Origin of the sequence: Curtobacterium sp. PhB128 (assembly GCF_004340725.1) — a bacterium.
Taxonomy (GTDB): Bacteria; Actinomycetota; Actinomycetes; order Actinomycetales; family Microbacteriaceae; genus Curtobacterium.
This window is the reverse complement of record NZ_SLUR01000001.1, coordinates 650,105-668,607: the sequence shown is the minus strand read 5'-3', so window position 1 is coordinate 668,607 and position 18,503 is coordinate 650,105. Positions and strand designations below refer to the sequence as shown.

The following is an 18,503-nucleotide window of genomic DNA, read 5'->3' as shown; positions in this document are numbered from 1 at the left end:
ACTAAGGTTAGCCTTACCTCATGGACACGACCGTCATCCCGTTCTCCGAGCTGCTGCGCAAGCGCACGCGTCGCTCGCACGGTTCCTCGGCCGGGAACGGCTTCATGCACGACCTGCTCGGCGGGAAGTGCGACGTCGCCGACTACGCGGCGTTGCTCGGACAGTACTCGTTCGTGTACGACGCCCTCGAACGTGCGGCCGAACGGATGGCGGACCACCCGGTGGCGGCGCCGTTCGTCACCTCGCAGCTGACCCGGATGCCGGCGATCCGCGCCGACCTCGAGTACCTGATCGGCCCGGACTGGTCCGAGCTGGTCTGCCCGCTCCCCGCCACGACGGCGTACGTGCGGCGGCTCAACGAGGTCGCGGCCGAGTGGCCGGGCGGCTTCGTCGCGCACCACTACACGCGGTACCTCGGCGATCTGTCCGGCGGGCAGATGATCGGGCGGATGCTCTCCGACCAGTTCGGCTTCGACACGAACGGCGTCCTGTTCTACATCTTCGACCAGGTCGCGGACCCGAGTGCCTTCAAGGACACCTACCGTGCGCAGCTCGACGCGGCGCCGTGGACGGCCGAGGAGCAGGAGCGGGTCATCGCCGAGGTCGAACTGGCGTACTCGCTCAACAACGGCCTGCTCGAGGGGCTCGACGCCCGGCGTCGCCCGGTGACCGACGGGGCCGGTGACGTGGCGGTGACCGCGTGACCGAGCCGTTCGACGACGAGGCGCGCCGAGCGATCCTCCGGCACATGAACGCCGACCACGCGGTCGACAACCTGGCGATCGTCCGCGCGAACGGGGCCGCGACCGCCGTGGCCGCGACGATGACCGAGATCGACGCGATCGCCGGTGTCTGGCTCGCCCGGCTCGACGACGGCGACGAGGAACAGGTCATCGTGCCCTGGACCTCGCCGCTGACCGACCGCCGCTCGGCGCGGGTGCAGATCGTCGAGGTCCACTCCGCCGCGCAGGCCCAGCTCGCCGAACCGAGCTGAACCGAGCCGAACCGCGCTGAACCGAGCCGATCCGCGCTGATCCGAGCTGAACCGAGCCGATCCGCGCCGACCACAGACCCGCCGGGATCGCGGGCCGCGTCGCAACTGCAGGGGTGCTCCCGCCACGCGTCGCGATCCCGGCGTCCTCCCTGCATGCTCGCGCTGCGCGCGGACGCGTTCCGCACACCCAGCCCGCTGGTCCGTCCGGACGGTCGACGTCACGGGTGGCCGCGGGCCGATACGCTGCTCGGAGCCGGGACGGTGTTCCCGGACGACCCCGAAAGGACCCCATGACGGCGATCGACGGATCGGCGCGCCATGAGCGCGCTCGGGACGACGTCAGCGGCGCGGTCGACAGTGACCTGCGCGCCGACGTGCGCTACCTCGGCAACCTGCTCGGCCGGGTGCTGCGCGAGAACGGTGGCGACGAGCTGCTGCGTGACGTGGAGTCGCTGCGTGCGGCCGTGATCGACGCCTACGAGGGCGACCACGCGGAGGGTGCTGCCCGCGCGCAGACCCTCGTGTCCGCGATGTCGGCCGAGCGCGCCGAAGCGGTGGCGCAGGCCTTCACGACGTACTTCCACCTCACGAACCTGGCCGAGGAGCACCACCGCGTGCGGGTGCTCCGGCAGCGCGGCGACGACGGCGGCCTGGCCGGCGACTCGTTCCCGGCGACCTACGCGGAACTCGTGGCCGAGGTCGGCGAGGCCGAGGCGGCCGAGCGACTCCGGACGCTGCGGTTCCACCCGGTGCTGACCGCACACCCGACCGAGGCCCGCCGTCGTGCGGTCACCACGGGCGTGCGTCGCATCACGGACCTCATCGACGAGCGCGACCGCTCGAAGAACGCCACGGCACGTGCCGAGAACGAGCGACGGCTGCTCGAGGAGATCACGACGCTCCTGCGCACCTCGCCGCTCCGCACGACCCGCCCGACCCCGCTCGACGAGGTCCGCACCGCCATGAGCGTCTTCGACCAGACGCTGTTCGAGATCGTCCCGCAGGTCTACCGCCTGCTCGACGACCGGCTGCAGGGCGATGACGCCGGTCGCGCACCGGTGACGGCGCCCGCGTTCGTGCGGTTCGGCACCTGGATCGGTGGCGACCGCGACGGCAACCCGCACGTGACCGCCGACATCACGCGCCAGGCTGCGGAGATCGCGGCCGAGCACATCCTGATCGGGCTCACCCGTGCCACCACCCGCATCGGCAGCGCCCTGACTCTCGACGCGAGCGACACCCCGGCCGACGCCGGGCTCACCGCGCTCGTGGCGGCGCAGGAGTCACTCGACCCGGGCATCGCCGAGCGCATCGGCGTCCGCGCCCCGAACGAGACCCACCGCCGCGCGCTCCTGTTCACCGCCGCGCGCATCGACGCCACCCGCCAGGGCACGACGCCGCTCGCGTACGACGGCCCGGACGCCCTGCTCGCCGACCTCCGGACGATCCAGGCGTCGCTCGTCGCCGCCGGCGCGATCCGGCCGGCGAACGGTGAGCTGCAGAACCTCATCTGGCAGGTCGAGACCTTCGGGTTCCACCTGGCCGAGCTCGAGGTCCGGCAGCACTCGCAGGTGCACCGCACGGCCCTGGCGGAGATCCGGGCCGGCGGCGCGCTGAGCGAGACCACCGAAGAGGTCCTCGCGGTCTTCCGGACGATCGCCGACCTGCAGGACCGCTACGGGGTCCGTGCCGCCAGCCGGTACATCGTGTCCTTCACGCAGTCGGCGGCGGACCTGGCGAACGTGCACGAGCTCGCCGTCGCCGCACTCGGCTCACCCGAGGCCGCCCCGGTGCTCGACGTCATCCCGCTCTTCGAGACCTTCGCCGACCTGCACGCCAGCGTCGACATCCTCGACGAGGCCGTCCGCACCGAGACGTTCCAGCGTCGTCTGGCCGCGACCGGCCGTCGGCTCGAGGTCATGCTCGGCTACTCGGACTCGTCGAAGGACGTCGGTCCGGTCTCCGCGAACCTGGCGCTCTACGACGCCCAGGCCCGCATCGCCGACTGGGCGCGGGACAACGAGGTCGAGCTCACCCTGTTCCACGGCCGCGGCGGTTCGCTCGGCCGCGGCGGCGGGCCGGCCAACGAGGCCGTCCTCGCGCAGCCGCCGGGATCGATCGACGGTCGCCTGAAGCTCACCGAACAGGGCGAGGTCATCTTCGCGCAGTACGGCGACCAGGACATCGCGGCCCGTCACCTCGAGCAGATGGCCTCGGCCACCCTGTTCGCGTCGTCGCCGTCCAACGAGGCGCGCACGGCCGCTGCGGCCACCCGGTTCGCCGACCTCGCGCAGCAGCTGGACGACGTCTCGCGCGTCGCGTTCTACGACCTGGTCAAGGCGGACGGGTTCGCTCCGTGGTTCGCACGGGTCACCCCGATGGAGGAGATCGGTCTGCTCCCGCTCGGCTCCCGCCCGGCCCGCCGCGGGCTGTCGGTCGAGTCGCTCGAGGACCTCCGGGCGATCCCGTGGGTGTTCTCGTGGACCCAGGCGCGGATCAACCTGGCCGGTTGGTACGGGCTCGGCTCCGCGCTCCAGGCGGTCGGCGACGTCGACGTCCTGCGGGCCGCGTACGCCGAGTGGCCGTTGTTCGGCGCGATGATCAAGAACGTCGAGATGTCGCTCGCGAAGACCGACGAGCACATCGCCCGCCGGTACCTCGAGCTCGCGGATCGCGACGACCTCGCCGCCAAGGTGCTCGACGAGATGACGCGGACCCGTGACTGGGTGCTCCGGATCTCGGGTGGCAGCGACGTGCTCGAGGACCGTCCGGTCCTGGCCCGGGCCGTGCGCCTGCGCAGCCCCTACGTCGACGCCCTGTCGCACCTGCAGCTCCGCGCGCTCCGGTCCATCCGGACGACGGGCAGCACCGACCCGACCGACGCCGACCACCGTCTGCTCCTGCTCACCGTGAACGGGATCGCCGCCGGCCTGCAGAACACCGGCTGACGCCGGCAGCCCCGCACCGCCGAGTGGTCACCAACCGTCGGCTCCGTCGTCGCCGCGCGACGGTTCGCGACCACTCGGCGGACGTGAGCGGCGCGCCGTGACCGCTCGCGGTGGCGGACGGGAGGCCCGTGGCGGCGCTGTCCCGGGCCTCCCGTCCGCCACCGCGCACGTCCAGGGCTGCACCGTCGAGCGGTCACGCGACGTCGGCTGCCCGGTCGCCGCGCGACGGTTCGCGACCAGTCGGCGGACGTGAGCGGCGCGCAGGGCCCGTCGAATCGATTCGGGTGCGCGTAGCGTGTCGGTCGTGACGACGGAGCGCACCCGGAAACCGACCACGACCACCCTGCCGCCGATCGTGCCGCTGGCCCTGATCGTCGGGGTGTCGCCGTTCGCCACCGACATGTACATCCCGGCGCTCCCGCAGATCGCCCACGACCTCGGCACGACCCCCGGTGCCGTGCAGCTGTCGCTCACGGCGTTCCTCGTCGCCTTCGCGGTCGGGCAGTTGCTCGTCGGACCCGTCAGCGACGGGGTCGGTCGGCGGCCGATGCTCGTCGTCGGCACCGCGGTGTTCGCGCTCGCCTCGGTCGGGTGCGCCCTCGCGCCGGACGTCGTCACGCTCGTCCTCGCCCGCATCGCCCAGGGGCTCGGCGGGGCGGCCGGAGCGGTCGCCGGCCGGGCGATGGTGTCGGACGTGGCGAGCGGGACGCGGATGGCGAAGGTCTTCGGCACGCTCGCCGCGATCAACGCCATCGGCCCCGTCGTGGCACCGCTGGCCGGAGGCGCCGTGCTGACGTTCGGCACGTGGCGGATCATGTTCGTCGTGCTCGCGGTGCTCGGCGCGCTGTTCTTCGCGATGGTGGTGCTGCGGTTCCGCGAGACCCTGCCGCCGGAGCGACGCGGGGGCGTGGGCTTCGCCGCGAACGGTCGACGCATCCGCGAACTGCTGGCGATCCCGCGGTTCCGTGCCTACGTGCTGAGCGGGGTGCTCTCCACCGTGGGGTTCTTCGCGTACATCGCGACCAGCTCGTTCGTGTTCCAGACCCAGTTCGGCTTCTCCGAGGGCATGTACACGCTGGTCTTCGCCACGAACGCCTCGATGATGATCGTCACCACGCTGGTGTTCGGCCGGGTCGTCGGACGGTTCTCCGAGGACTCCCTGCTCACCGTCGGACTGCTCGTCGGCACCGCGGGCGCGGCGGCGGTCCTCGTCTCGGCGCTGCTCGACCTCGGTCCGGTGCCGGTCTGGTGCGCCCTCGCGGTCGTCACGGGTGCGTGGGGCTTCGTGCTGCCCGCGGCGATGACCCGGACGCAGCACGTCGGGGCGGCGCACCCGGGGACGGCCGCGGCCCTGCAGGGCGGCCTGACGTTCGGGATCGGCGGCCTCGGGACACCGCTCGCCGGCGCGCTCGGCGGGACCGCGCTGGCGATGGGCGGGGTCATGGCGGCACTCATGGCCGCAGCCGTCGTGGTGCAGGTCACCGCGACGCGTCGGGACCGCAGCGGGACCTGACGCGGCGGAGCCGGTAGGTTGCTGGTTGCAAGGCGCACCGATCAGAGGAGACCACCCGGCATGGACATCGTCGTACACGAAGCGCAGCCCGACACCGCGGTACTCGAGTGCAGCGGGCGCCTCAACATGGTGTCCGCCCCCGAGTTCCGCGAGGCGGTCGCGAAGGTCGTCGACAACGGACGTGCCCGCGTCGTGGTCGAGCTCTCCGGTGTCGAGTTCATGGACTCGTCCGGGCTCGGCGCGCTGGTCGGCAGCCTGAAGACCGCGCGGCAGGCGGGCGGCGACCTCCGCATCGCAGCGCCGTCCGAGCAGGTGCAGATGGTCCTGCAGCTCTCCAACATCGACAAGATCCTCCGCACGTACCCCGACGGGGACGCTGCGGTCACCGACTGGTGATGACCGCCTCGGCCGCCGAGCACACGCTCGCGTTGTCGTGCCCGCCGGACGACGTGTCCGCCGTGCACGAGTTCCTGGCGGGCGTGTGGCAGCACGAACCCTCGGTCTCCGTCGAGGACCGGATGGCCCTCGAGCTCGCGATCGTCGAACTCACCTCGAACGTGATCGAGCACGGGACACGCCCGGAGGGCGTCTCCTGCCGTCTGCGCCTCGAGATCGGAGCGGACCGGTTCGCCGCACTGCTCTCCGATGACGGCGTCGCCGCCACCGTGGACACCGAGTCGGCCGAGTTGCCCGACGGACTCGCCGAGAGCGGTCGCGGACTCGCCCTGGTCCGGATGGTCGTGGACGACCTGCGGTACGAGCGGGTCGCCGACGAGAACCGGTGGACGGTCCTGCGCGCCCGTCACTGACCGCCACCACGCGACCCGTCGCTTCGTCCGTCTCGCGCACTCCGTGGGCCACAATCCGCAAGGTGCCGCGGGGGATTCCCGGGGTTCCTGGCCGCCGTGTCACGATTCGCGCGATGACAGCCGAACCGGATCCCAGGATCAGCTTCGAGACGTCGGGGGCCGATCTCGACGCTGCCGTGCACATGTACGAGGACGCCTACGCCAGTGTGGGCTTCACCGCGACCCGCACGGAGCGTCCGTTCGCGTACCGTTTCCGCGTCGTCGGCGACGACGTGATGTCGTTCCGGTCGACCCGGTTCGACGCGCGGATGCAGGGTGAGCTGGACGTCCGCGACGAGTACGTCGTCATGTGGATCACGGACGGCGGCGGGCGCGTCGACATCGGCCGGCAAGAGGTCGCGTTCACGCCCGCCACCCCGATGATGTTCCCGACCGGCCGTCCCTTCGCCTTCGACCTGCAGGACGTCCGGCAGAGCCTGGTGCAGTTCGACCGCACCGCCCTGGAGCGCGTCGCGGCCGAGGTCCACGGTGCGCAGCCGGGCCCACTCGTCTTCGACCACACGGCGACGCCGCGCACGGCCGACCTGCGGGGCTGGAACGTGCAGGTCCAGCGTGCCGCGGCGGTCGTGCTCGGTCGGGCGTCGGTCAGTTCGCTCGCCCTGGCCGAGGTCGCACGGGACACCGCCCAGTCCCTGCTCCGGACCTTCCCGCACAAGCTGCTGGCCCCGGACGTCCCCCTGCCGCAGGGCGCCACGGGCCGTGTCCGCGAGGCCGTCGAGTACATGCACGCCTTCGCGCACACGCCGATCTCGACCACCGACGTCGCCGAGCACGTCGGGCTGAGCGTCCGCGGCCTGCAGCAGGCGTTCCAGCGGCAGGTCGGCACGGCCCCGAACGCGATGCTCCGCGGGATCCGTCTCGACCGGGTGCGCGAGGAGCTCCGCCGTGCGTCGACGGGCGACCTGACCGTGGCGAGCGTGGCGATGCGGTGGGGCTTCGCGCACCTCGGTCGGTTCTCGGCGGCGTACGCAGCGCGCTTCTCCGAGTACCCGCGCGACACACTGCAGCGCTAGGTCCGTCCGGGGTTCGCTACGCTGCCCGGGTGAGCAGACCTCGACCGTGGGTGATCGTGCCCGGGATCTGGAACTCCGACGCGGAGCACTGGCAGTCCGTCTGGCAGCGGGAGCGTGGCGACGACGCCGTCCGCATCGCACCGGCGTCCTGGGGTGAGCCGGACCCGGGGGACTGGCGAGACGCCATCTCCCGCGCGGTCGCGTCGTGCGCCGAACCGCCGGTGCTCGTCGCGCACAGCCTGGGGGTCCTCGCCGTCGCCGATTGGCTCGCAGCAGCTGCCGCCGCGGGCGCCGCCGGTCCCGCCGTCGCCGGCGCCTTCCTCGTCGCGCCGCCGGACCCCGCGGCACCGGGCTTCCCCGTGGCCGCCTCCGGGTTCGCCGCGCCCCGCCCGATCCCGGCCGGCACCGCAGCGGCCCGCGTTCCGACCCGCCTGGTGGTGAGCGACGACGACCCGTACTGCACCGCCGACCGTGCTCTGGCGTTCGCGGAGACGATGGGGGCCGCGGTACTCCGGGTCGGCCCGCTCGGCCACGTCAACGTCGCCAGCGGTGTCGGCGCCTGGCCCGCCGGTCGGGAGCTCCTCGGCGCGTTCGAGCGGACGCTCTGACCCGACCCCCGGGGCGACGGGCGACACGCCGTTCACGTTCGGGGCGATATGGCAGGGATTGCTGCGACACACCGCGGATGTCCCGAGTTTCGGCGCGCGCGATATTTATCCTTCGGACATGGAGACCCAGTCCGGTGCACGCACCCCCCTCGTCGACCCGTTCGGTCGCGAGGTCGAGGAGTGGCTCCGCGACGCCCCGGCGACGCGCACGCCGTACGTGGCGGACCTCGTGGTCCCGCCCGTCACCGGCCCGGTGCAGCGCCCCGGCGCCGTGGCCGACGCCACCGCTGTCCAGACGCCGGACGCCACCGCTGTCCAGACGACGGACGCCAGCACCGCGCCCGAAGCCAGCACCGCGCCTGAAGCCAGCACCGCGCCCGAAGCCACCACCGCGCCCGCAGCCCCAGCGTTCCGCCGCGACCGCGCCCGGCACGCCGCCGTCTGCGCACCGTCGTTCCCCGAACCGCCGGAGCGTCTCGCCCTGCGCATCGAGGACCTCGCGATCGAGGTCTCGTCGTCCACCGGTCGCAGCACCATCGAGCGGATCGTCCTGCTCGAGGACGAGGTCCGTCGCCGCGACGAGGACCTCGCCCGCCTCGCCGCCTGGGAGGCCACCGTCGACGGCGCGGACGACCCCGAGGTGACCGCAGCCCGGGCCTTCGCCCAGACCGTCTTCGCGGACCTGCTCGAGGACGCCGCCGCCGAGTCGGACCGTCGCGACCGCGCAGCCGCCCGCCGTGCCGCGACCGCTCCGGTCGGCGTCGTGACCGGCGTCGCCCCCGCTCCCACGGTGGCCGTGGTCCGCCCCGCACCGGCGGCAGCAGCCGCACCGGGAGCCGACGTCGTCACGGCGACACCGGCCGTGGCGCTGGTCGCCCCGGAACGAGACGAGCCCGTGCGACCGGTGCTGGGCCTCCCGGCCGTGTCGCCGGTGTCCGCGAACACGCGACCCACGCCGCTCGTCCAGCCCGCCACCGGGCCGACGGTCATCGACCGTGCCGCGTTCGCGGCCGCTCTCACCGCCCACCAGGGCACGACCGCGAGCACGCCCGTCGTGCTGCCGGACGTGATCGCCGTGCCCGTCGTCGAGACGGCCGCACCGGCGAGCGTCGACACCGAAACCGGCACCGACGAGCCGGCCCGGCCCGGCTGGTGGTCGCGACTCGTCGCCGGCTTGCTCCGTGCGCTCGGTCGCCGCTGACCGGGAGGCCCGGATCACCCCGCGCGGACCGGCTGCCGGTGCCGACGCGGTCGCCTCGGTAGACTGACCGGATGCCGACGCTCCGCGAACTCCAGGCCGTGATCGAAGACCTGTGGCCCGCCGCAGGAGCCGAGTCGTGGGACGCCGTCGGGCTGGTCGCCGGGGACCCGGACGCCACCGTCGAGCACGTCCACCTGGCCGTCGACGCCGTCCCCGCGACCGCACGTGAAGCGGTCGAGCTCGGTGCCGGGCTCCTCCTCACGCACCACCCGTTGCTGCTGCGCGGCGTCACGACGATCGCCGAGTCGACGTACAAGGGCAGCGTCCTCGCGACCCTCGTGCGCGGTGGCAGCGCCCTGATCGCGGCCCACACCAACGCCGACGTCGTCACCACGGGGACCTCGGCCGTGCTCGCCGACCGGATCGGCCTGACCGACCAGCGACCGCTCGACGCCGGAGCCGACCCCGCGACGGGCATCGGCCGCGTCGGGGTCCTCGCCGAGGGCACGACCCTCGGCGCCCTGGCACGGAAGCTCGTCGACCTGCTGCCGCCTACCGCGACCGGGGTCCGGGTGTCCGGCGACTTCGACCAGCCCGTCCGCACCGTGGCACTGTGCGCCGGCGCGGGGGACTCGTTGCTCGGCCACCCGGCCGTCCTCGCTGCCGACGTGTACATCACGAGCGACCTCCGCCACCACCCGGCGTCCGAGTTCCGCGAGCAGGCACTGCTCGGCGGCGGTCCCGCCCTCATCGACACCTCGCACTGGGCCACCGAGTGGCTCTGGCTCGACGTCGCGGCCGCGCAACTGCGCCAGGCCGCAGGCGTCCGGGTCACCGTGAGCGACCTCCGCACCGACCCGTGGGACTTCGCCGTCCTGCCGGCGGCCGAACCCACCACCCCCACTGAAGGAGTCTGACCATGAAGGCAGCACCCGAGGACCAGGTCATCCTCCTCGACGTCCAACGACTCGACAACGACGTCACCCGCATCGCGCACCGCATCACGTCGCTGCAGAAGGGCGACCAGCTCACCGGACTCGGCACCAAGGCCGCCGGGCTGCGCAGCGAACTCGTCGCCGCCACCGGCCTGGTCGAGGACGCCGAACGCGAGCTCGCTCGCCTGGAGTCCGACACCGCCACCGCGCAGGCCCGCGTCGAACGAGACACCACGATGCTGCAGAACGTGTCGAACTCGAAGGACGCGACCGGGCTGCAGAACGAGCTCGAGTCGCTGCAGCGCCGCATCGGTGGCCTCGAGACCGCCGAGCTCGAGGTCATGGAGAACCTCGACGGGCTCCGCGCCCGGGTCGGCGACATCGAGGCGCAGCTCGCCGACGTCGAGGCCGCCCGCTCCGGCCTGGTCGCCGAGCGTGACGCCGAGATCGCGCGGCTGTCGTCCGACCGCGCCTCTGCCGAGCAGGCCCGGGCCGACGTCGCCGCGAAGGTGCCGGCCGAGCTGCTCGCGCTCTACGACCGGCAGCGTGCCCGCTACGGCTTCGGCGCTTCGCTGCTGCAGGGTGGGGTGTCGACGGCGTCTGGCGTGGCGCTGAACAACTCGGACCTGCAGGACATCCGCCGGGCCGCGCCGGACGATGTCGTGCTGTGCCCGGACAGCGACGCGATCCTGGTGCGGACGGCCGAGTCCGGGCTGTAGGCGCTCGCACGCTGCCGACGGCAGGCGCGGTGCCAGCCGGCACCGCGCCTGCCGTCTGTCGCCTGGTGCGAGCTTGCACGCTCGGTGCGAGCTTGTTGCGGCGCACGGAGTGGTTAACCTCGCACGGGGTCGCGAACGTCGCACCGTGCGGGTCTGTCGGCGCAGGCGCGGGCTCGGGGTGTGGCGGTGCACGGTGCGGGGTCTCTCGCCTGGTGCGAGCTTGCACGCTCGGTGCGGCGTTGTTGCGGCGCACGGAGTGGTCAACCTCGCACGGGATCGCGAGCGCTGCACGTGGGGCGAATGGGCCGGCCGTACGCCGGGTTCTGTCCCGCCGCTTGCACGGCGGTGACGGCCATCTCTCTCGGACCGACGTTGCCGTCGGCCTCCAGCGGTCTACCCGAGGACTCGGCGAGCAGCCTCAGCGTCCTCTGTCTGACCTTGCTCCGGGCGAGGTTTACCGAGCGGATCCGGTCACCCGGACCCCTGGTGGTCTCTTACACCACCGTTTCACCCTTACCGACGTTGCCGCCGGCGGTCTGCTTTCTGTGGCACTGTCTCGCGGATTGCTCCGGGTGGGTGTTACCCACCGCCCTGCTCTGTGGAGCCCGGACGTTCCTCGGCACTCCCGGAGGAGTGACGCGACCGTCTCACCGACCCATTCGCAGGTCCGAGTCTACCGGCCCCGCGCCCGTGCCCGAGCCCGCCCGTGCCCGCGCCCCGAGGTTCCGAGATCTCGGCATGTCGGCGCGCACGAGGGGGCTCCGTGGAACCTCGGCGCACCGCAGTCGGCGAGTCGTGGAACCTCGGCGCCAGCGGCCGGGCGCGTCGAACCGCACCGAACACCTCCCACGCCGCACGGTGCAGGCCAGTGCAGGCCCGACCGTCCGATCGTCCGACCGACCGCCGGGTCAGGCGCTCCGGGCAGCCAGGGTCGCGGCGCCGATGATGCCGGCGTTGTTGCGCAGGGTCGCGGGGATGATCTCCGCCTGCAGGTCGAGCAGCGGCAGGAACTCCTCGTACTGCTTCGACACGCCGCCGCCGACGACGAAGAGCTCGGGGGAGAGCAGGGCCTCGAGCGTCGAGTAGTAGGTCTGCAGGCGCTTCGCCCAGTGCTTCCACGACAGGTCGTCGCGCTCCTTGGCAGCGAAGGACGCGCGCGACTCGGCGTCGTGCCCGTCGATCTCCAGGTGTCCGAGCTCCGAGTTCACGATGAGCACACCGTCGTTGATGAGCGCGCTGCCGATCCCGGTGCCCAGCGTCGTCACGATCACCAGGCCGTCCTTGCCCTTCGCCGCGCCGAACTGCTGCTCGGCGAACCCGGCGGCGTCGGCGTCGTTGACGAAGTGGATCGCGCGGCCGAGCTCCTTCTCGAACAGCGCCTCGGCCTCGAAGCCGATCCACTTCTTCGAGACGTTCGCAGCCGACATGGTCTTTCCGTCCCGCACGATCGCGGGGAAGCACACGCCGACGGGGACGTCGGCCGCGGGTGCGAGCTCGTCGAGGATCGAGGCGACGACGGCGGTGATGTCGTGGGGCTTCCCGCCTTCCGGGGTGGCCTTCTTGATGCGGTCCGTGGTCAGTTCACCGGACGCGACGTCGACGATCGCGCCCTTGATGCCCGTACCACCGATGTCGACGCCGACTGCGAGGGAGGTCATGAGGTTGTCGTGCCTTTCGGTTGCCTGCCGGAGTGCCCGGTCAGGAAGGGGTGTCCGGTCAGGAGACGGTGAGGAGCTCCGCGCCGCGTTCGGTGACGACGAGGGTGTGCTCGAACTGCGCGGTCCACGACTTGTCGCGCGTCGAGACCGTCCAGTCGTCGGACCAGATGTCGGCCTCGATCCCGCCGAGGGTCAACATGGGTTCGATGGTGAACACCATGCCCTGCTCGATGACGTCGTCGTACTGCGGCGCGTCGTAGTGCGGGATGATCAGGCCGGAGTGGAAGGCACGACCGACTCCGTGGCCGGTGTAGTCGCGGACGACTCCGTAGCCGAAGCGCTTCGCGTACGCCTCGATGGCGCGGCCGATGACGTTCACCTGCCGGCCGGGGGCGACGGCCTTGATGCCGCGTCGGAGCGCCTCTTCGGTCCGCGTCACCAGGTCCGACACCTCCTGCGACGCCTGTCCGACGATGAACGTGCGGTTCGTGTCGCCGTGCATCCCGTCCTTGTAGGCGGTGATGTCGATGTTGACGAGGTCGCCCTCCTGCAGGACGGTGTCGTCGGGGATGCCGTGGCAGATGACCTCGTTGAGGCTCGAGCACAGTGACTTCGGGTACCCGCGGTACCCGAGCGTCGACGGGTAGGCGCCGTGTGCGACGACGAAGTCGTGGCCGATGCGGTCGAGTTCGTCGGTGGTCACGCCGGGACGGATCGCCGCGCCGACGGCGTCGATGGCCTGGGACGCGATGCGGCCGGCGGTGCGGATGCGCTCGACCTCGTCGGGGGAGTACGTGTCACCGAGGCCGTGCTCGTGCGGTTCGACCTTGCCGACGTACTCCGGGCGTTCGATGTCCTTCGGGACGGTCCGGAGCGGGGAGACGCGGCCGGCGGTCAGGTGTCCGTGTTCGTCCCGGGGCATGCCGACCACTCTAGCCGCGGCGCGACGCGCCGAGCGCAACCGCCCCACGGTGCGGCCCGACGGGGTGGGCGTGACCGCCCTCCGGTGCGGCCCGACGGGGTGAGCGCGACTGCCTGGAGGCCCGGTGCCGGTCCGCCGGGCCGGCACCGGGCCTCCAGGCCGTCACCTGGGTACGGTGGGCGGCATGAGCGACGAACGCATCGAGTCCCAGTGGTGGTTCAACGACAAGACCGGTCAGGTCGAGCAGGGTCCGCAGTCCCCGCAGCGTGACCGCATCGGCCCGTTCGACACGCGCGAGGAAGCGCAGCACGCGCTCGACCGGATCGCGGCGAACAACGAGAAGTGGGACGCCGACGACCAGTGACGCACCGGCGACGGCACGGTGACGGACCACTGACGCGTCGCACGGCCCCGCGCACGCCGCGGGACCACTAGCCTGGGACGAGGCCCGCCCGCGGCCACCCGATACACGGAAAGGTCGTGCATGGACAAGCAGACGGACTTCGTGCTCCGCACCATCGAGGAGCGCGGCATCAAGTTCATCCGACTCTGGTTCACGGACGTCATCGGGACGCTGAAGTCGGTGGCGATCGCCCCGGCCGAGGTCGAGGGTGCCTTCGCCGAGGGCATCGGGTTCGACGGCTCCGCGATCGAGGGCCTGTCCCGCTCGTACGAGGCCGACGTGCTCGCGCACCCGGACCCCTCGACGTTCCAGATCCTGCCATGGCGCGGCGAGGTCGACCCGACCGCGCGGATGTTCTGCGACATCACGACGCCGGACGGCCAGCCCGCCGTCGCCGACCCGCGCAACGTGCTGAAGCGCACGTTGGCCCGGGCGAGCGAGCGTGGCTTCACGTTCTACACGCACCCCGAGATCGAGTTCTACCTGCTCAAGAGCCGCGAGTGGAAGGACGGCGGGCCGCAGCCCGTCGACCAGGCCGGCTACTTCGACAACGTCCCCGGCGGCAGCGCGCACGACTTCCGTCGCCGTTCCGTCCGGATGCTCGAGGACCTCGGCATCTCGGTGGAGTTCAGCCACCACGAGGCCGGGCCTGGCCAGAACGAGATCGACCTCCGCTACGCCGACGCACTGACGATGGCGGACAACATCATGACCTTCCGCACGGTCGTGAAAGAGGTCGCGATCGAGCAGGGCGTCTACGCGACGTTCATGCCGAAGCCGATCTCCGGCCAGCCGGGTTCGGGCATGCACACGCACGTCTCGCTCTTCGAGGGCGACCAGAACGCGTTCTACGAGGCCGGCGGCGAGTACCAGCTGTCCCGGACCGCCAAGCACTTCATCGCCGGTGTGCTCAAGCACGCACCCGAGATCACCGCGGTCACGAACCAGTTCGTGAACTCGTACAAGCGCCTCTGGGGTGGCGACGAAGCCCCGTCCTTCGTGACCTGGGGCCACAACAACCGTTCGGCGCTCGTGCGCGTGCCGCTGTACAAGCCCAACAAGGGTCAGTCCTCGCGCATCGAGTACCGCGGCATCGACTCGGCAGCGAACCCGTACCTGGCGTACTCGCTGCTGCTCGCTGCGGGGCTCAAGGGCATCGAGGAAGAGTACGAGCTGCCGGCCGAGGCCGAGCACGACGTCTGGAGCCTCACCGACGCCGAGCGTCGTGCCCTCGGGTACAGCCAGCTGCCGTCGAGCCTCGACCACGCCCTCAGCCTGATGGAGGACTCCGAGCTCGTCGCCGAGACGCTGGGCGAGCACGTGTTCAACTTCGTGCTCCTCAACAAGCGCCAGGAGTGGAAGCGCTACCGCGACCAGGTCACGCCGTTCGAGCTCGACACCAACCTCGGCGCCCTCTGAGCGAGCGCACCACATGACCGGTCGGACGACGTCGTCGCGTTCCGAGTTGGCCCGCCTGGGCTTCGCCGAGCTGTCGGAGAGCCTGGAGCGGATCGCCGACCTGGAGGCGCGGTTCGGCTCCGTCGTGCCGCTGCCGGTGAGCGGCACCCCGGCGCTCTGGGGCATCACCGCGGATCCCGACGGCGCGCTGCGGCTGCTGGAACGGCTGTTGGAGCGTGCTCCGGACGAGCTCCGCCCCGTCCTGACGGACGAGGCGGCGACGGAGCGGCTGATCCGCCTGCTCGGCGCCTCGGTCGGTCTCGGCGAGTTCCTGCACCGTCGTCCTGCCGAACTCGCACTGCTGCTCGAGCCCGTCGTCGCGCCGTGGTCGCAGGAGCGCTACACGGCGTCCCTGCTCGAGGCGATCGACGGCGCCACCGGCGAGGACGCACGGATGTGCCTGCGGGTGCGGTACCGCCGGCACCTCGCGCAGATCGCCCTGTACGACGTGCTGCACTCGTCGCCGACCGAGGCGTTCCCGGCCGTCGCTGCCGGACTGGCCGACCTGGCCGGCGCAGCGCTCGACGCCGCGGTCGACGTCGCCCGGCGCGAGGTGCCGTTCCCAGCGGCCGACGTCGCTGCGACCCCGCTCGCGGTGATCGCGATGGGCAAGGCCGGCGCACGCGAGCTCAACTACGTCAGCGACGTCGACGTCATCTTCGTCACCGAGGCCACCGACGACATCGACACCGACCGTGCCGTCCGCATCTCGACGCGGATCGCGATCGCCGCGACCCACGCGATCACCGACCTGGCCGCCGAACCCGGTCTGTGGGAGGTCGACGCGAACCTGCGACCGGAGGGCAAGGACGGTGCCCTGGTCCGCACGCTCGACTCGCACGTCGCGTACTACGAGCGCTGGGCGAAGTCGTGGGAGTTCCAGGCGCTCCTCAAGGCCCGGCCGATCGCCGGCTCGGCCGACCTTGGCGCGCGTTACGCCGAGGCCGTCGCACCGTTCGTCTGGAGCTCGTCGGCGCGCCCCGGGTTCGTCGAGTCGGTGCAGCGGATGCGCGAGCGCGTCACCGACCACATCCCCGACGGCGAGGTCGACCGGCAGCTCAAGCTCGGTCCGGGCGGCCTGCGCGACGTCGAGTTCACCGTGCAGCTCCTGCAGCTCGTGCACGGTCGTGACGACGAGTCCGTTCGGGTCCGTTCCACCCTCGAGGCGATGGACGCCCTGACCGCCGCCGGGTACGTCGGACGCGCCGAGGCCGCCCACTTCGGTCCGGACTACGCGCTGCTCCGGGTCCTCGAGCACCGCATCCAGCTCCGCCGACTGCAGCGGACGCACCTGATGCCGACCGACGAGGAAGAACTCCGCGTCCTCGCCCGGTCGAGTGGTCTGGCCACCTCGGCCGCAGCCCTCGAGACCCGGTGGCGTGCGGTCAAGCTCGAGGTCCGCGGCCTCCACGAGCGGCTGTTCTACCGTCCGCTCCTGTCCGCCGTCGCCACGACCGAGGGCGAGATCGTGCTGACCGACGACCAGGTCGTCGACCGGCTCGCAGGCGTCGGGTTCGTCGACCCGCCCGGTGCGCTGCGGCACATCCGGGCGCTCACACAGGGCACGAGTCGACGTGCGGCGATCCAGCGGAACCTGCTGCCGGTGCTCCTGCGGTGGATGGCCGAGGGGCCGGCGCCGGACCGGGCACTGTTGGCGTTCCGACGGCTCAGCGACACCCTGGGGGAGTCCAGCTGGTTCCTCCGGATGCTCCGCGACTCGTCCGGGGCTGCGCACTCGCTGACCACCGTGCTGTCGGAGTCGGCGTTCCTGTCCGGTCTCCTCGAGCGGTTCCCGGAGGCCGTCGCCTGGCTCGACGAGCCCGAGTCGCTCCTGCGTGCCCGCCCGATGGACTCGTTGCTCGCCGAGATGACCGCGACGACCGCGCGGCACGGCAACGACGTCGACGGTGCGGCCAGTCTGCTGCGCTCGGCGCGCCGCCGCGAGACCCTCCGCCTCGGCATGGCCGCGGTGCTCGGCCACCTCGACGTGGACGCCCTGGGCGCTGCACTCACCGACGTGACCGAAGCGACGCTCGCCGGGGCCCTCGCGCTCGCCCGACGGGACGCCCCCGCGGACTTCGAGTTCGGGATCATCGCGATGGGCCGCTACGGCGGGCGAGAGCTCGGCTTCGGCTCCGACGCCGACGTCCTCTACGTGTACCGCGCCCCGGACCTGGCGACCGAGGTGGCCTCCCGGACGGCACAGACCATCGTGCGCGAGCTGAACCGGCTCACCGAGGACACCGTCCACCCGCTCGACCTCGACATCGACCTGCGCCCCGAGGGCAAGAACGGCCCGGTGGCGCGCACGCTCGAGTCCTACGGCGCCTACTACGCCCGGTGGTCGCTGACGTGGGAGGCGCAGGCGCTGCTCCGTGCCCGTGGCGCCGTGGGGGATGCCCAGCTGCTCCGGGACTTCGAGCACCTGGCCGACCGCACGCGCTACCCGGAGCGGATCGACGAGAACGAGGTGCGCGAGGTCCGGCGGATCAAGGCCCGCGTCGAGTCCGAGCGGCTGCCACGCGGGGCCGATCCGGCTCGCCACCTGAAGCTCGGGCGCGGATCGCTCAGTGACGTCGAGTGGTTCGTCCAGCTCCTGCAGCTGCAGCACGCCCTCGAGTTCCCCGCGCTCCGCACGACCTCGACCCTCGAGGCGCTCGACGGCGCCGTGGCCGCCGGGTTCGTCAGTGCCGACGACGGCGAGCGGCTCGGGGCTGCCTGGCGTTTCGCCTCGCGGACGCGCAGTGCGCTGGTGCTCTGGTCAGGGAAGACCACCGACGTCCTGCCCGTCGACCGCGTCCAGCTCGAGGGCGTCGCGCGGCTGATGGAGTACCCGCCCGGCTCGGCGAGCGAGCTCGAAGAGGACTACCTCGGCGTCACCCGACGTGCGCGGCAGGTCTTCGAGCGCGAGTTCTACGGCGCCTGACGCGGCACCGACACGCCCGGGCGTGCTCCCCGGACGCGAAGGTGACGAGTCGTCGCAGGTTAATTCCCCGTGTCGCGCACCGTCCCCCGTTCGTTTCGGACTGTACCCCGATTCGGACAGACGGGTCCGTCGTTACTTCGCCGTGACCACCACGCGCCGGGCCGCCGGCAGACGTGCCAGAGGTCCGCGCCGACTCGCCCGGTGACCATGTCCTGAACAGGGGTTTCCCAGGGTGGTGATCCGCGCCTCCCGGCAGCAATCGCCGCCCACCAGGGTGAGTGGCAGGGTGAACGCGGTCCGCAGGAGTGCTGTCAGCACGAGGGGGGACCACCGGTC

16 protein-coding genes and 1 other RNA gene are annotated in these 18,503 nt (G+C 72.1%); 14 read left to right on the top strand and 3 right to left on the bottom strand.

Annotation, left to right across the window (positions count from 1 at the left end; all coding sequences use genetic code 11):
- Positions 1-20: 20 nt before the first annotated feature.
- The 11 genes from EDF23_RS03010 to EDF23_RS02960 all read left to right on the top strand — a co-directional run bounded on the left by EDF23_RS03010 (position 21) and on the right by EDF23_RS02960 (position 10,800).
- Positions 21-704, top strand: a complete 684-nt coding sequence (locus EDF23_RS03010; RefSeq protein ID WP_131920346.1) for a biliverdin-producing heme oxygenase — start codon at positions 21-23, stop codon at positions 702-704.
- A complete protein-coding gene (locus EDF23_RS03005) occupies positions 701-994 on the top strand; it encodes a DUF2470 domain-containing protein (RefSeq protein ID WP_200849248.1) in 294 nt (97 codons plus the stop codon). The genes EDF23_RS03010 and EDF23_RS03005 overlap by 4 nt, the downstream gene beginning before the upstream one ends.
- Before the next feature lie 290 nt (positions 995-1,284).
- Positions 1,285-3,942, top strand: coding sequence for a phosphoenolpyruvate carboxylase (locus tag EDF23_RS03000; protein ID WP_131920344.1), 2,658 nt, complete (start codon positions 1,285-1,287; stop codon positions 3,940-3,942).
- A 304-nt stretch (positions 3,943-4,246) separates the two neighbouring features.
- Entirely contained in the window at positions 4,247-5,455 is a 1,209-nt protein-coding gene (locus tag EDF23_RS02995) for a multidrug effflux MFS transporter (RefSeq protein WP_235036022.1), read from the top strand.
- Between the two features lie 60 nt (positions 5,456-5,515).
- Positions 5,516-5,851: an STAS domain-containing protein gene (locus EDF23_RS02990; RefSeq protein ID WP_123292661.1), complete on the top strand. Its 336-nt coding sequence runs from the start codon at positions 5,516-5,518 to the stop codon at positions 5,849-5,851.
- Complete coding sequence (locus EDF23_RS02985) at positions 5,851-6,264, top strand: ATP-binding protein (RefSeq protein WP_131846151.1); 414 nt, start codon at positions 5,851-5,853, stop codon at positions 6,262-6,264. Before EDF23_RS02990 ends, EDF23_RS02985 begins: the two co-directional genes overlap by 1 nt.
- A gap of 113 nt (positions 6,265-6,377) precedes the next feature.
- Positions 6,378-7,337, top strand: coding sequence for an AraC family transcriptional regulator (locus EDF23_RS02980; RefSeq protein ID WP_123292663.1), 960 nt, complete (start codon positions 6,378-6,380; stop codon positions 7,335-7,337).
- 29 nt (positions 7,338-7,366) lie between these two features.
- Positions 7,367-7,945, top strand: coding sequence for an alpha/beta fold hydrolase (locus EDF23_RS02975; protein WP_131920342.1), 579 nt, complete (start codon positions 7,367-7,369; stop codon positions 7,943-7,945).
- A 118-nt stretch (positions 7,946-8,063) separates the two neighbouring features.
- The gene (locus EDF23_RS02970; RefSeq protein WP_131920340.1) at positions 8,064-9,146 is read left to right on the top strand and encodes a hypothetical protein; all 1,083 of its coding nucleotides are present in this window, start codon (positions 8,064-8,066) and stop codon (positions 9,144-9,146) included.
- 71 nt (positions 9,147-9,217) lie between these two features.
- The gene (locus EDF23_RS02965; RefSeq protein WP_131920338.1) at positions 9,218-10,063 is read left to right on the top strand and encodes a Nif3-like dinuclear metal center hexameric protein; all 846 of its coding nucleotides are present in this window, start codon (positions 9,218-9,220) and stop codon (positions 10,061-10,063) included.
- A 2-nt stretch (positions 10,064-10,065) separates the two neighbouring features.
- Positions 10,066-10,800 (top strand): hypothetical protein, encoded by a 735-nt coding sequence (locus EDF23_RS02960; RefSeq protein WP_123340505.1) that lies wholly within the window; start codon positions 10,066-10,068, stop codon positions 10,798-10,800.
- Positions 10,801-11,097: 297 nt separating this feature from the next.
- On the opposite strand, the gene rnpB is transcribed toward EDF23_RS02960, so the two are convergent.
- The 3 genes from rnpB to map form a co-directional block, all read right to left on the bottom strand.
- Positions 11,098-11,458, bottom strand: an RNA gene (rnpB, locus tag EDF23_RS02955) — RNase P RNA component class A.
- Positions 11,459-11,708: 250 nt separating this feature from the next.
- Positions 11,709-12,458: a polyphosphate--glucose phosphotransferase gene (ppgK, locus tag EDF23_RS02950; RefSeq protein WP_111087008.1), complete on the bottom strand. Its 750-nt coding sequence runs from the start codon at positions 12,456-12,458 to the stop codon at positions 11,709-11,711.
- Positions 12,459-12,516: 58 nt separating this feature from the next.
- Complete coding sequence (gene map, locus EDF23_RS02945) at positions 12,517-13,380, bottom strand: type I methionyl aminopeptidase (RefSeq protein ID WP_123292854.1); 864 nt, start codon at positions 13,378-13,380, stop codon at positions 12,517-12,519.
- A 184-nt stretch (positions 13,381-13,564) separates the two neighbouring features.
- On the opposite strand from map, the gene EDF23_RS02940 reads away from it, so the two are divergent.
- The 3 genes from EDF23_RS02940 (at position 13,565) to EDF23_RS02930 (ending at position 18,167) form a co-directional block, all read left to right on the top strand.
- The gene (locus EDF23_RS02940) at positions 13,565-13,744 is read left to right on the top strand and encodes an SPOR domain-containing protein (protein WP_111087009.1); all 180 of its coding nucleotides are present in this window, start codon (positions 13,565-13,567) and stop codon (positions 13,742-13,744) included.
- 120 nt (positions 13,745-13,864) lie between these two features.
- On the top strand, positions 13,865-15,202 hold the full coding sequence (gene glnA / locus EDF23_RS02935; RefSeq protein ID WP_111087010.1) for a type I glutamate--ammonia ligase: 1,338 nt from the start codon (positions 13,865-13,867) through the stop codon (positions 15,200-15,202).
- Positions 15,203-15,215: 13 nt separating this feature from the next.
- Positions 15,216-18,167 (top strand): bifunctional [glutamine synthetase] adenylyltransferase/[glutamine synthetase]-adenylyl-L-tyrosine phosphorylase, encoded by a 2,952-nt coding sequence (locus EDF23_RS02930; protein WP_131920336.1) that lies wholly within the window; start codon positions 15,216-15,218, stop codon positions 18,165-18,167.
- The last annotated feature ends 336 nt before the right edge of the window (positions 18,168-18,503 follow it).

Excerpts from the sequence above, each read along its gene's own strand:
- EDF23_RS02930 (WP_131920336.1), top strand. The coding sequence starts at position 15,216 with ATGACCGGTCGGACGACGTCGTCGCGTTCCGAGTTGGCCCGCCTGGGC.
- map (WP_123292854.1), bottom strand. The coding sequence starts at position 13,380 with ATGCCCCGGGACGAACACGGACACCTGACCGCCGGCCGCGTCTCCCCG.
- EDF23_RS02980 (WP_123292663.1), top strand. The coding sequence starts at position 6,378 with ATGACAGCCGAACCGGATCCCAGGATCAGCTTCGAGACGTCGGGGGCC.
- EDF23_RS02940 (WP_111087009.1), top strand. The coding sequence starts at position 13,565 with ATGAGCGACGAACGCATCGAGTCCCAGTGGTGGTTCAACGACAAGACC.
- EDF23_RS02965 (WP_131920338.1), top strand. The coding sequence starts at position 9,218 with ATGCCGACGCTCCGCGAACTCCAGGCCGTGATCGAAGACCTGTGGCCC.
- EDF23_RS02970 (WP_131920340.1), top strand. The coding sequence starts at position 8,064 with ATGGAGACCCAGTCCGGTGCACGCACCCCCCTCGTCGACCCGTTCGGT.
- ppgK (WP_111087008.1), bottom strand. The coding sequence starts at position 12,458 with ATGACCTCCCTCGCAGTCGGCGTCGACATCGGTGGTACGGGCATCAAG.
- glnA (WP_111087010.1), top strand. The coding sequence starts at position 13,865 with ATGGACAAGCAGACGGACTTCGTGCTCCGCACCATCGAGGAGCGCGGC.
- EDF23_RS02990 (WP_123292661.1), top strand. The coding sequence starts at position 5,516 with ATGGACATCGTCGTACACGAAGCGCAGCCCGACACCGCGGTACTCGAG.
- EDF23_RS02985 (WP_131846151.1), top strand. The coding sequence starts at position 5,851 with ATGACCGCCTCGGCCGCCGAGCACACGCTCGCGTTGTCGTGCCCGCCG.
- EDF23_RS02960 (WP_123340505.1), top strand. The coding sequence starts at position 10,066 with ATGAAGGCAGCACCCGAGGACCAGGTCATCCTCCTCGACGTCCAACGA.
- EDF23_RS03000 (WP_131920344.1), top strand. The coding sequence starts at position 1,285 with ATGACGGCGATCGACGGATCGGCGCGCCATGAGCGCGCTCGGGACGAC.
- EDF23_RS03010 (WP_131920346.1), top strand. The coding sequence starts at position 21 with ATGGACACGACCGTCATCCCGTTCTCCGAGCTGCTGCGCAAGCGCACG.